The sequence below is a fragment of the Peptoniphilus indolicus genome, from assembly GCF_900454665.1.
GTDB lineage: Bacteria > Bacillota > Clostridia > Tissierellales > Peptoniphilaceae > Peptoniphilus > Peptoniphilus indolicus.
In genome coordinates this window covers 1,574,361-1,587,146 of record NZ_UGTH01000001.1, presented here as the reverse complement: position 1 = coordinate 1,587,146, position 12,786 = coordinate 1,574,361, and the positions used below count along the sequence as shown (strand labels likewise).

General features: G+C 31.0%; 12 protein-coding genes. 2 read left to right on the top strand and 10 right to left on the bottom strand.

The annotated features are described in order from the left end of the window. Nucleotides 1-76: 76 nt before the first annotated feature. The 10 genes from DYE58_RS07575 to DYE58_RS07530 form a co-directional block, all read right to left on the bottom strand. The gene (locus DYE58_RS07575) at nucleotides 77-679 is read right to left on the bottom strand and encodes an epoxyqueuosine reductase QueH (protein WP_004821000.1); all 603 of its coding nucleotides are present in this window, start codon (nucleotides 677-679) and stop codon (nucleotides 77-79) included. After that, nucleotides 676-1,506, bottom strand: a complete 831-nt coding sequence (locus DYE58_RS07570; protein WP_004820997.1) for a DnaJ domain-containing protein — start codon at nucleotides 1,504-1,506, stop codon at nucleotides 676-678. The genes DYE58_RS07575 and DYE58_RS07570 overlap by 4 nt, the downstream gene beginning before the upstream one ends. After that, nucleotides 1,506-1,871, bottom strand: a complete 366-nt coding sequence (locus DYE58_RS07565; protein WP_004820995.1) for a metallopeptidase family protein — start codon at nucleotides 1,869-1,871, stop codon at nucleotides 1,506-1,508. Before DYE58_RS07565 ends, DYE58_RS07570 begins: the two co-directional genes overlap by 1 nt. Then, nucleotides 1,865-2,485 (bottom strand): hypothetical protein, encoded by a 621-nt coding sequence (locus DYE58_RS07560; RefSeq protein WP_004820994.1) that lies wholly within the window; start codon nucleotides 2,483-2,485, stop codon nucleotides 1,865-1,867. The genes DYE58_RS07565 and DYE58_RS07560 overlap by 7 nt, the downstream gene beginning before the upstream one ends. After that, the gene (gene ispE / locus DYE58_RS07555; protein ID WP_004820983.1) at nucleotides 2,485-3,306 is read right to left on the bottom strand and encodes a 4-(cytidine 5'-diphospho)-2-C-methyl-D-erythritol kinase; all 822 of its coding nucleotides are present in this window, start codon (nucleotides 3,304-3,306) and stop codon (nucleotides 2,485-2,487) included. The genes DYE58_RS07560 and ispE overlap by 1 nt, the downstream gene beginning before the upstream one ends. A gap of 58 nt (nucleotides 3,307-3,364) precedes the next feature. Further along, nucleotides 3,365-3,637 (bottom strand): Veg family protein, encoded by a 273-nt coding sequence (locus tag DYE58_RS07550; RefSeq protein ID WP_004820981.1) that lies wholly within the window; start codon nucleotides 3,635-3,637, stop codon nucleotides 3,365-3,367. 301 nt (nucleotides 3,638-3,938) lie between these two features. Beyond that, nucleotides 3,939-4,574, bottom strand: coding sequence for a putative bacteriocin export ABC transporter (locus DYE58_RS07545; RefSeq protein WP_004820979.1), 636 nt, complete (start codon nucleotides 4,572-4,574; stop codon nucleotides 3,939-3,941). Between the two features lies 1 nt (nucleotide 4,575). Next, nucleotides 4,576-6,684 carry a DUF1430 domain-containing protein gene (locus tag DYE58_RS07540; RefSeq protein ID WP_115312159.1) on the bottom strand — a complete coding sequence of 703 codons (2,109 nt, stop codon included), beginning with the start codon at nucleotides 6,682-6,684 and terminating at the stop codon, nucleotides 4,576-4,578. A 189-nt stretch (nucleotides 6,685-6,873) separates the two neighbouring features. Continuing rightward, complete coding sequence (locus DYE58_RS07535) at nucleotides 6,874-11,130, bottom strand: acyl-CoA dehydratase activase-related protein (RefSeq protein ID WP_004820974.1); 4,257 nt, start codon at nucleotides 11,128-11,130, stop codon at nucleotides 6,874-6,876. Between the two features lie 197 nt (nucleotides 11,131-11,327). Continuing rightward, a complete protein-coding gene (locus tag DYE58_RS07530; protein WP_115312158.1) occupies nucleotides 11,328-11,498 on the bottom strand; it encodes a DUF362 domain-containing protein in 171 nt (56 codons plus the stop codon). A gap of 264 nt (nucleotides 11,499-11,762) precedes the next feature. On the opposite strand from DYE58_RS07530, the gene DYE58_RS07525 reads away from it, so the two are divergent. Next, on the top strand, nucleotides 11,763-12,281 hold the full coding sequence (locus tag DYE58_RS07525) for a helix-turn-helix domain-containing protein (RefSeq protein WP_115312157.1): 519 nt from the start codon (nucleotides 11,763-11,765) through the stop codon (nucleotides 12,279-12,281). A gap of 5 nt (nucleotides 12,282-12,286) precedes the next feature. Continuing rightward, complete coding sequence (locus tag DYE58_RS07520; protein ID WP_115312156.1) at nucleotides 12,287-12,781, top strand: IS630 family transposase; 495 nt, start codon at nucleotides 12,287-12,289, stop codon at nucleotides 12,779-12,781. Nucleotides 12,782-12,786: the final 5 nt, after the last annotated feature.

Genomic DNA, 12,786 nt, shown 5'->3' with positions numbered 1-12,786 from the left:
TTTTAAACCCAACCCTGTAGATTAATTTTATACTACAGGGCTAATTTTTATTTCAAAACAAAAAATGGAGAGGCACTTACCTCTCCACTTTAGAAAACTCACATCCACAATAATCTTGTCTGTAAAGTCCATATTCCTCTGAAAGTTCTGTCGAACGTTTAAACCCATTTTTCTTTTTAAAATCCGAATACAAATATTTTACATTGTATTCTTTCTCAAGCCCTTTACCTATTGAATTTAATGCCTCTGCATTTTTATAGGGACTTATTGAAAGTGTTGTAGTAAAATATTCAAACCCATTATCAGCTGCATACTCGGCAGTTTTTTCAAGACGTTGTCTATAACATTTCATACATCTTGCTCCGCCTTCCGGAGCTTCTTCAAGACCCTCTGCAATTTCTAAAAACTCATCGTGGTTATAGTCTAAAACTTTTACATCCACACTCCACCCACAATCACTCAAAAGTCTATCAATCTCTTCTGCTCTTCTGATGAACTCAACATCAGTGTCCATATTTGGATTATAAAACAACACACATATATCAAAATATTCTACCATTCTCTCTATTACAGCTGATGAACATGGAGCACAACAAACGTGTAATAAAAGTGTTGGTCTATGGTCTAATCTTTTTAACTCTTGTTCCATTAAAAAATTATAATTTTGTTTCTGTTTCAATGTAAATTCTTATACCTCACAATATTTTCATCGTTTAAAAACTCATACGCATTATTTATCTGTTTAAATTTTTCTGCAGCATCTTCTGCTTTATTTAAATCCGGATGGTAAATCTTAGCCATTTTTCTATAACTCAACTTTATTTCATACTTATCTGCTGTATAGGGAACTCCTAAGACATCACAAGCTGATTCATACTGATTTTTAAATGAATTAGGAGCTTGATATCTCTGATTTTGATTTCCACTTTGTTGACCATAGCCATTATAATAGCCCCCACTTTGAGCTTGTCCGAAGAATTGTTCAAAATCTTCAAAAGAGCCAAAAGTCCAACTTCCCCATTGAGCACCTTCTCCAAAATTTCCAAATTGTCTTCTAAATTCTTCCTCTTGTCTTTTTCTTCTCTCCTGCTCTCTTTTTAATCTCTCCCTTTCAAGATTTTCTCTATATTTATTCCCATAATCTTCCATTCTCTTATAAGCTGCAGTTCTTCCAAGTATGTAAAAATCTGCCTTATCATAGAAATATTCAGTCGCCATATAGTGGATATACTTCAAATAACTTACGGCAATTGTCCCTATAATCGGAACTATTAAAGACAATACTCCAATCCAAAATAAAGGGCTTCTCAAAAGTGCTGCTAAAAAGAAAGGATTGAATATAAAAAATAATATTAAACATCCGGCCGCCGAAAAAACTAAACCAAACAACTGTTTTATAGACGAAAATATATTTACTAACACTGTAAAAATATATATCAGCCCTTGAAGTGTATAGTCTATTATAGACCCCACCGACTTATAAAAATAACCTGCGATTTTATTCATTAACTCTCCTTATTTTCTCTATACTTATTCAAAAATTCTATGTCCTCTAACTCCAAATCATTGTCTTTAGCCAAAAATTCTATATGATGAGTCAATTCATGATGTAGAGTTTTCCTAAGCTCATCCTTTAAACTATCTCTATCATACCAAGAATACATATTCATAAATGAGCCGTAGTAAATTCTTATACACTTCCCAAGCATACTTCTTTCATATACTCCAAGACATATAAGACCAGGTTCATCTTCATAGTACTTACATTCTTCTTCAACAATTATTCCGCCTGTAAGACCATCGTAAATACTCTCAGGAAGTTCTTCATATAATTCCTCAAGAATTTCTTGAAAATCATCAATTTCTACCATTTCAATCTCCTAAAAGAAGAATAGTTCCCTCCAAGTAGCTCTTCAGCCCCCATATAAAGTCCTATTCTATTTCCAGTAACGTAGAACTTACTCTTTGTAAATTCTAATCCTATAATCTCAGCCTTTAAATAGTCAAATAAAAACCTAAACTCTACATTCGGATAAAACTTTTCCATAAACTCTCTGTAATAATGAATACAAGGCTCCATAATATAGACAACTTTTGCATCACCTATGTAAGAATCCAATAAGTTTTTGGCAACATACTCGCTCACATTTCCATCCACCACAGTATTAGCTAAAACTTGAACATCTACACCATTAAACTTTTCAGCAAAAATTTTGTTGGACAACACCACTCCCTCTTTTGCTTCAAAATCTTTTTTAAATGATTCAATTCCAGTGATAGCATCTTCGAAAAAAATAGACATAGATGGATTAGTGCATATCAACTTCCCATTTGTATTTTTTTCAATATTATCAATCCTATATTTAATTGTCTTTGGCATCATCGCCAAGGGCCAGTACATATTATCTATGATTACATTACCGCCCACATTACACTCATTTAAAAAAATAAGCGCTCCTATTGAATCATCAATCAAATAAACCATTATATTAAATTCACCATGTAAGTATTTTTATAGATTTCTCTAAAATTATTATACGCCTTCATTAAAGCTTCTTCGTTGTCAAAAAGACCATACACAGTAGAGCCGGAACCGCTCATAAGTGTAGCACTTGTGTACTTTAAAATCTCTTTCTTTATATTTTCCACTTCAATATATTTTTTAAACACGAAATCTTCCATATCATTTCTAAGATATTTAGAAATTTCTACTAAATTTTCATTCCTTAATGCATATATTAGTGAATTGAAATCAACCCTATCAACTTTTAAATTCATATTTGAATAAACTTCATTAGAACTTACTTCAAACCCCGGATTAACAATAAGAGCTTTTAACTTTTTAAAATCAATATCCAAATCTGTAATCGCTTCGCCTATTCCTTCACAAAGTGCAGTTTTTCCTCCTATCATAAATGGAACATCAGCTCCAACCTTAACCCCAAGTTCTCTAAGCTCATCTGTATTCAAATTCAAATTATAAATCCGATTTATCTCTTCAAACAAAGTCGCAGCATTAGCTGATCCACCGGCAAGTCCGGCTCCGGTTGGAATTTTCTTATACAATTTAATACCAACAGGCAATTCTCTTCCAATATACTCTGTAATTATCTTGTACGCCTTAGTTACAGTGTTCTCATCAGGTAATTCCATATCAGAGAAAAATTTAAAAACATCCGACTTTTCAATTTCCATTTCATCATAAATATCTATTCTCTGCATAATACTTGCAATGTTGTGGTAGCCATCTTCTCTTTTAGACACCACATCCAAAGATAAATTTATTTTCGCATACGACTTCACCATATCCACCTCTTTGAAATTATAACACAAAAAAATAGAGCCTTCAGGCTCTATCTCTATTTTACGATATCTTTTTTGATTTCAAGTCGCTAAAATCAACATCATCATCTAAAATTAAAATTTTAACCGTCTCAGTAAGTACATCTGAGTAAGTATAAGTTACTATTGATTTTTCATCGCCATTTTCTACAGAAATAGAAAACAAACTAGGATATACAGACTCTAAAACACCACGTCTTGTAATGTATTTCTTTCTACCCTTATTAGCTTTTATGATAACTTTCTTGCCAAGATTTTCTTCCAACTCATTTCTTATTTCATACATTTGATTCATGGATTACCGTCCTCTCTACACGTGCGAAAACTATCATGATTATTATATACTATTTCACTACTTAAGTCAAATTTTTAATTTTACTTCAAAAAATATCTGTTGTCAATATTTAACATTATACATTTTACGAATATATATTGCTAAATAAAATATATTTTCTAATAATCATATATTTACTAACCCTTAATCTTAATCAAACTTATGCTCCAACCCTTATGATTATAATTAGATATAAAAATGAAGCCAACTTTACTGTAGGCTTCATAATTTACTCTATTTAAAATTATTTTTAAACTATAATTTAATCTAAATTAATTACTCTATCACATTCATTAGCTATTTCCATATCATGAGTTGCTATAACTACTAATTTTCCTTCCTCTCTATATCTTTTCAAAGTTTCCATTACAACAGCCCCATTTTCTCTATCTAAAGATGCCGTAGGTTCGTCAGCTAAAATAACATCACAAGGTTTTAACTCAACTCTCGCCATAGCTATTCTCTGTTGTTGTCCCCCAGATAACTGATATACTTTGTGGTTTACATAATCTTTCAGCCCAAAATTGTTCAAAGCCTCTTCAATTAAACTCATTTTATTTGCTTCTTTTCTATACTCAAGTGCCAGTTTTAAATTTTCTAGAACAGTTTCATTTTCAACCAATGCAAAATTTTGAAATACATATCCCAGTCCATATCTTCTAATCCGCATAGCTTGTTTAGAATCAATATTGCCTATGGATTGACCTTTATAAATTATTTCTCCGCTATCACTATTTTCCAACAGACCTATAATATTTAACAACGTACTCTTCCCGCTTCCGCTCTTTCCAACCAAGGCAACCATTTCTCCGGTTGAAAATATATCACTAAAACCTTCTAGTACATTATGTTCCCCATAGCTTTTGGATATATCTTTTAATTCTATGATTTTTTCCATATCATTCTCCTTTTAATACTTCTACAATCTTATATTTTTCATTTCTTCTCAAAGTAAATATGAAAACTATAAAGCTTATAGATAAAACTAATATATTTATTACTACCGCGGGTTTCAATGCATAAAAATATTTAATACTATTTTCAAAATACTTAGCCATTGCTATTGATAATGCAAAAATTAATATTTCAGATACAACAAAATTTATCATAATCTTCTTATGTATCTTGAAAAAATCAAATCCTAAGAATTTTTTAATAGAAATTTTATTCTTATTATTTTGAAAATATACAGACGCATAAGTGTAGATTGACATTAGTAAAAATAATAAACTAAATATAAACACAGAAACAGCTATCTTCACATTTATTTCATAAAACCTAAGCCCATCTCCTAATGCAACCTTTAATGGAGTAATAGTGTAGTCAGTAGTACGCCTCATGCTATCGCTTTGAAAAAATTGTTCAATTTTCTGTTCAAGCACTTTATCATTTGGTATATTTAATTCCGGTAATGTCGGTATATAGGCATTACCGTTTACATTTTTATTATTTATTACAAGAAATACATCATTGCCATTTGATCTAGCAGCATTAGAGAAATTAAATAAATTTTTACTATCTTCTATATAGTATATATTTTCCCTATAATCAGGATTGTTTATATTTTCAGAATAGTAGTCTGTTTTATTCAATATATCTTCGTACAAAAACTTATCTCTCACGTGGTACATATGAGCCTTTTGTAAAATATCACTTTCATATTCCCTTAATTTTTTTGGCACAATAATATCCATAACCTTTGAGTCATCAGATAAATTTTGAAGCGATTTATTTTGGTCTTTTAAATTTGAAATCTCTATATATTTCTTGTTTATGTAAATATAATTAATTGGAACTTTTGCATCATCTTCGCCTATTTTACTAAACAAAATTGCCCCGTTGTCATTTAAAATTTTCCAAAGTTCTCCCAATTTATATATTGTTTCATTTTTTACCTCCTTAGAATTCCAAACACCCACTTTTGTATAGTCCATATACTTTTTATAGTTATTCATCATACTCTTCTTAGATGCCAGCTCACTTGCATCCGGATAGAGCCATACCAAACTAATGACTACAATAAAAATCGACCCCATAACTGTCAATTGATTTAAAATATTGCCGTTTCGTCTTCCGGATTTTATTACCATTGCCATTTGTTTAGCTCTTAGTCTACTCAATTTAAATTTTAAATATAAGGCTACGTAAACTAAGTGTACAAATAAAAATATAATATAGTACTTTAATCCTTTAAAAAATATATAAAGATTTTCTACTCTTGATAAGTAACCTTTTAAATATATAAATAAAATTGAAATTATAATACTTATACCTACACTTAAAGCTAAAGGAAATCCTATATCTTTAAAAAAAGTCCTCTTTAATATAGTATTTTCATCATGCCCATTTAATTTTCTTATGGCAAATCCTCTCTCATTTGAATCAACCAAGTACATAGCCAATACACAAGCGATTACCAACATTCCCATAGATAATATCAAATACATATCGCTTTCATAATTATCATTAAAGCCCTTCCCATGGTATTTATCGCTATTTTCTATAGAAACATTAAAAAATTCTTGATATTCCGTATTAACTTTTTCTAAATCGTTCAAAAATATATTTGAGCTTTCGCCATAGATATTATAGATTCCCTCAAGACTTATATTTTTTAATTCTTCAAGTGATTTAAAATTTATTTTATTATTATATAACATGCTAAAGACCTTTTCTTTTGAATCACTTGGCATATTTGTAATAGTTTTAAAATTATCATCTGAAATTTTTAAAATATTTCTTTGAAATTCATTATTCGGCGAATAGATGTAATAATCAACACTACTATGTTCGTTTATTGATTTTACTATTGTCAAATTGTATTTTTTAGACATATCCAACAATTTTTCTAAAACTTCTTTTGACCCTTTTTGTTGTTCTATTTTAACACCATTTCTAAATGGGTTTTCCATAACTCTTTTAAATTCATCTATGCTTGTCTTCTTTACACACAACACTATTAAAACAAAAGAAAACAACAACATAAAAATATTATATACTTTTTTCATTTTATCTCCTTAACTAAAGTTTACTGCTTTAAACCTTAGAATTACAAACTCTATAATAGCCATCGCTTGATTTTAGTATATATTTACCTCCCCACATGTCAATAATCATTTTCATTAGCTTTGTAAAAAGATTTATTTATATAAGTTTAACACTTAAAATCAAAATAAGAAAGAGATAAGAATTTCACCTTATCTCTTTGCTATTTTGATATTCTTTTTAATTATTGGTACACTTTCTTTATTTTCTAAATTCTTCTTTGCCTGTGCCAACATAAGTTTTATTCTGTTGAACTGATTTACTTCAGAAGCTGAAGCGTCGCAGTCTATTGGAACTATATTTGAAGTTGGATAGGTTTCTCTTATAGCTTTTATCACACCTTTTCCGGTAATGTGATTTGGCAGACAACCGAACGGTTGAACACATACTATGTTCTCACATCCGTCCTCTATTAACTCGACCATTTCTCCTGTCAAAAGCCAACCTTCTCCGTATTGATTGCCCAAGTCCACGTATTTTTTAGCATACTCCATTATATCCTCTATCTTCCTTGGAGTATGAAAACCATGTTCTTGCAAGGCATTTCTAACTATTGTTCTATATTTTTCAATGTATTTTATTCCAAAATTACATATAATACCAGGAATTAATCTTTTAGATAGTTCTTTGTGTTTGATTTCAGCATTTTTAAATGAATACATTATAAAGTCTGTCAAATCCGGTATTACTACTTCAGCACCTTCTTTTTCCATTTTTTCTGCAATATAGTTATTAGCTGCCGGAAGATATTTTACCAATATTTCTCCAACTATCCCAACTTTAGGTTTAACCTCATCACTTATTTCAAGCGCACTATATTCCCTTACCATTTGTTTTACATTTTCTTTAAATTTCTTTAATTGAAAACTCAACGGATTTTGGCAAATTTCAACCCATCTTCTATATAAAACATCTGTTGAACCCTTTATCATCTCATAAGGTCTAATCTTTTGAGTCAATCTCATAATTAAATCTCCATATAAAAGTCCCATTATGATCTTATTTACGAGTGGTATTAACTCTGTTGGGTTCAGTTTAAACCCTTCGTGTTCTTCTATTCCCTGTAGAGATAGTGCAAGCACGGGAATTTGTCCATATCCTGCATCTTTTAATGCCTTTCTTATAAATCCTACGTAATTTGATGCTCTGCAAGCTCCACCTGTTTGTGACATCAAAAATGTTATGTGGTCTGGGTCATACTTTCCACTCTTAAGTGCATCCATAAATTGACCAACTACAAATATTGAAGGATAACAAGCGTCATTATTTACGTATTTAAGCCCTTCATTTACAACTTTTGAATCTAAGTCTTGTAACACTTCAAAATTATATCCAAGAATTTTGAGTATTGGTTTTAGCAGTGCAAAATGTGTTGGAGCCATTTGTGGAATTAATATTGTATGGTCTTTTTTCATCTTCTTTGTAAACTCAACCGGTTTTTCGTCAATTATCTCAGGTTCTTCATTTATCTCCCGTCTGTCAGATGCTTCTAGTAGAGATCTTATTCTAATTTTTATAGCTCCCAAATTATTTACTTCGTCTATTTTCAAAACCGTATATATCTTGTGATAACCGCTTAATATTTCATTTACTTGGTCTGTTGTTACCGCATCGATTCCACAGCCGAATGAATTTAATTGAATCATCTCTAAATTTTTATGCATCCCGACAAATTTAGCTGCTCTATAAAGTCTTGAATGGTAATTCCATTGATCTAATACTCTGAGTTTACCATCTATATCTACCAGGTTTGAAATCGAATCTTCTGATAAAACTGCTAGTCCAAGAGAATTTATAAGCTCCGGTATTCCATGGTTTATCTCAGGGTCAATATGGTATGGCCTACCTGCCAACACAATTCCCTTTATATCTCTTTCTTCAATTTCCATCATGGCTCTCTTACCCTCTGCTCTCACATCTGCTTTATACCTATCAGACTCTTCATAAGCTATTTTAACAGCTTTTTTTACTTCATTTGATGGAATATTTTCAAAAACTTCTGAAAGTCTCTTTTCAAGTTTTTTTCTATTGTCAAATGACATAAAAGGATTCATAAATTTTATATGATTTTCCCTTAAATTTTCCAGATTATTTTTAATTACTTCTGAATATCCGGCTACTACTGGACAATTCAACGTATTATTAGCTGTATCGAATTGTTTTTCCTCATAGAAAACTGAAGGATAAAATATGAACTTTACTCCTTTTTCTATTAAGTTTTCCACATGTCCATGAGATATTTTTGCAGGATAACAAGCTGTCTCTGAAGTTATGGATTCTATCCCCTTCTCATAAGTTTTTCTATTTGACTCATCAGAAAGCACTACTCTATACCCGAGTTGTGTAAAAAATGTATGCCAGAAAGGATAGTTTTCATACATGTTCAACACTCTTGGCAAACCAACTGTCCCTCTCTTAGCCTCTTCTTCATTAAGTGATTTATAGTCAAATAATCTCTTGTATTTATAAGAATACAAATTTGGAAGGTCAGCTTCTTTTCTTACTATTCCAGCACCTTTTTCACATCTATTTCCGGTTATAAATCTTTTTCCATTTGAAAAAGTATTTACTGTGAGTGCGCAATTATTTGTACATTGTCTACAATGAGTTTGGACCGTCTTATATGTGAATGCTTCAAGTTCTTCCAAATTCAATATGCTTGATTTTTCAAAATCTGCTCTTTCTTTACTTATTAAAGCCATTCCCACAGCTCCCATAATCCCTGCAATAGACGGTCTTGTAGCCTTTACCCCTGTGATTAATTCAAATGCCCTTAAAACTGCATCTGATAGGAAAGTTCCACCTTGAACAACTATGTTCTTTCCAAGTTGTTTTGGGTCTCTGACCTTTATAACTTTTTGTATTGCATTTTTTATTACAGAATATGCAAGTCCCGCTGAGATATCCTCTACTTGAGCACCTTCTTTTTGAGCTTGCTTTACATTGGAATTCATAAATACAGTACATCTTGAACCAAGGTCAACAGGCTGTTTTGAATGTAGTGCTATTTCAGAAAATTCCTTTGCATCCATTTTTACAGTTTTTGCAAAAGTCTCTAAGAATGAACCACACCCTGAAGAGCAAGCTTCATTTAAAAGAATAGACTCTATTACTCCATTCTTTATTTTCATACTCTTCATATCTTGACCACCTATATCGAGTATGAAATCTACATCCGGTTCAAAAAATTCAGCGGCTTTAAAATGAGCAATTGTTTCAACTTCTCCAAAATCTAAATTGAGTGCAGCCTTTAAAAAATCTTCTCCATATCCTGTACAACCAGCTGATTTTATATATGAATTTTCATTTTTTCTCTTATAAATTTCCTTTAATTGCTCTACAACTATATCAAGTGGATTCCCTTCATTGCTTCCATAATAAGTATATAGAAGTTGATTGTCTTCCCCCATCAAAACCACCTTTGAAGTTGTTGAGCCTGAGTCTATCCCAAGGTACATTGCTCCGGAATATGACTTTAAATCTTCTCTCTTTAAATCTTTAGTCTTATGTTCTTCAATGAAATTTGAAAGTTCTTCTTCGCTTTCAAATAGAGCAGGTAAAATCTTCGATTCCTTATCTATTTTTTCCTTAGAATTATTTGCTCTTTTGTAGAGTTCCATAAAAGAAATCATATCTCCATCAAAACTTGACAACGCTGCACCCAACGCCACAAAAATTTCAGAGTTTTCAGGAACTATGGTCTCTTCTTCAGATAGTTTCAAAGTTTCCACAAATCTATTTTTAAGCATTGGTAAAAAATGTAATGGCCCTCCTAAAAAAGCTACTTTTCCCTTTATAGGCCTACCACAAGCCAAATTTGAAACTGTTTGATTCACTACCGATTGAAATACAGATGCTGCTATATCCGCCTTTTTTGCGCCTTGATTTATAAGAGCTTGGATATCTGTTTTTGCGAATACTCCACACCTTGAAGCTATTGGATATATCTTTTCATAGCTTTGACTCATATCATTTAAACCTGAAGCATCTGTTTGTAGTAATGATGCCATTTGGTCAATAAAAGCTCCTGTACCCCCTGCACATATAGAATTCATTCTTTGTTCTACCGAACCGCTCATATAGGTAATCTTTGAATCTTCTCCACCAAGTTCAATTGCAACATCAGTTTGTGGAATATATCTTTGAATAGCCTCTGTAGCAGCCACAACCTCTTGTATATATTCGATTTGTAATGACTTGTGTATAGATAAAGCTCCCGAACCCGTCACTGCTATCGTAACCGTATCATATTTAAAATGTGCATAAGCATCATTTATAACTTGCTTTACAGTAAATCTAACATCCGAAAAATGTCTTCTGTAAGTTTGATAAAGTATATTGAAAGCATCGTCCAAAACTACTAATTTAACAGTAGTTGAACCAATATCAAGACCCATGTGTATCTTCATCTTTTATTTCTCCTTAAAACAATACAAAAATAGAAAACTAAAATTGTATAGAAACTATACCACAAAAAATTCTCATTCAATACAATTTATTTTAAATAATTTTTTTATATATATACCCAAAATGAATTGCTATTTTTTGTACATGAAAAAAGATGGAGCTTGAACTCCATCTTAATTTCTAAGTAAATAATTTTTAATTAGTCTTCTGGGTTTGGTGCGCCAACTGGACAAACTGATGCACATGATCCACAGTCGATACAAGAATCAGCATCGATTGTGTAAATTGAACCTTCTTCAATACAATCTACCGGACATTCTGGTTTGCATGCTCCACATGCGATACAGCTATCATTAATTACATATGCCATAATAGCACCTCCTATTAGTTTGTTGACTCCTCAACTTATGAATAGATTTTAACATAACAATAATAATTTTTCAAATCAAAAATGGCTGAAACCCTTATTGATACTATATTTCATTAAGTTTTAAGCGCTAGACTTCTCAACTTGTTTGAGAGTTATTTATAATTATTATCATTAAAAAAAAATTGTTTTTTTATATTTTATTTAATACTAATATCCGTTAAACAATAGATACAATTGTGTGATTTAATGTAGTATAATAATATTATGAAAGATATACAAAAACAAATTCAAGAATTAGAAGTAGAACTCAAAAAAACTAATAACAAAAGAGAATATATAAGGATTAAAGCCATAATGCTAAAACTTAAAGGCAACAGTGCCAAATCCATATCTGAAAAATTAGATGTTGGAAAATCTACAGTATTCGCATGGTTAAAAGCATACAGAGAAGATTCTGTAAACGCATTACAAAATAAAAAAAGACAAGGCAATCATAGAAATCTCTGCTTTGAAGAAGAAAAAGAATTCCTAAAGCAATTTGAAGAAAAAGCAGAAAGTGGACAAATAGTAACAGCCAAAGAAATAGAAAAAGCATATGTAAAGCTTGTAGGACATTCCATAGGATCGGGTCAAATATATAGAGTACTAAAAAGACACGGATTTAGAAAAATAATGCCAAGAAGTAAACATCCTAAGAAAGCAAGTAAAGAGGTCATAGAGACCTCAAAAAAATTAACAGCAGAGCAAAAGAACTTAGAAACGTTAACCCGGATAAAAAAGTAAGAATAATGTTCCAAGATGAAGCAGGATTCGGTCGCATAAATAAGCCGAAATACTGTTGGTGTAACCATAAAATAAGACCATCAGTACCTTGTCATCATTTAAGAGAATACAGATATACTTATGGAGCAATAGAACCAACAACAGGAGAAAACTTCTTTTTAATATTGCCGTATTGTAATACAGACTGTACGAACATATTTTTAAAAGAACTCTCCAAAACCTATAAGAATGATATGATACTACTAGTATGTGATGGAGCAACATGGCATAAATCCAAAGGATTAAGAATACCGGAAAACATAGAAATAATGCATATACCACCATATACACCAAAAATGAACCCCATAGAACAGATTTGGAAACAAATTAGGACTATGGGATTTAAAAATGAATTTTTCCACACATTATCAGACGTAGTGGATAGGTTGTGTGAAACGATAAATAAATTAACAAAAGAGATGGTTAAAAGTATCACCAATAGGGATTGGTTATATATCTAGATTTA

Bases quoted from the DNA above. Each gene is read 5' to 3' on its own strand.
- DYE58_RS07535 (WP_004820974.1), bottom strand. From the start codon at position 11,130: ATGAAGATACACATGGGTCTTGATATTGGTTCAACTACTGTTAAATTA.
- DYE58_RS07525 (WP_115312157.1), top strand. From the start codon at position 11,763: ATGAAAGATATACAAAAACAAATTCAAGAATTAGAAGTAGAACTCAAA.
- DYE58_RS07570 (WP_004820997.1), bottom strand. From the start codon at position 1,506: ATGAATAAAATCGCAGGTTATTTTTATAAGTCGGTGGGGTCTATAATA.
- DYE58_RS07560 (WP_004820994.1), bottom strand. From the start codon at position 2,485: ATGGTTTATTTGATTGATGATTCAATAGGAGCGCTTATTTTTTTAAAT.
- DYE58_RS07540 (WP_115312159.1), bottom strand. From the start codon at position 6,684: ATGAAAAAAGTATATAATATTTTTATGTTGTTGTTTTCTTTTGTTTTA.
- DYE58_RS07565 (WP_004820995.1), bottom strand. From the start codon at position 1,871: ATGGTAGAAATTGATGATTTTCAAGAAATTCTTGAGGAATTATATGAA.
- DYE58_RS07530 (WP_115312158.1), bottom strand. From the start codon at position 11,498: ATGGCATATGTAATTAATGATAGCTGTATCGCATGTGGAGCATGCAAA.
- DYE58_RS07520 (WP_115312156.1), top strand. From the start codon at position 12,287: ATGTTCCAAGATGAAGCAGGATTCGGTCGCATAAATAAGCCGAAATAC.
- DYE58_RS07550 (WP_004820981.1), bottom strand. From the start codon at position 3,637: ATGAATCAAATGTATGAAATAAGAAATGAGTTGGAAGAAAATCTTGGC.
- ispE (WP_004820983.1), bottom strand. From the start codon at position 3,306: ATGGTGAAGTCGTATGCGAAAATAAATTTATCTTTGGATGTGGTGTCT.
- DYE58_RS07545 (WP_004820979.1), bottom strand. From the start codon at position 4,574: ATGGAAAAAATCATAGAATTAAAAGATATATCCAAAAGCTATGGGGAA.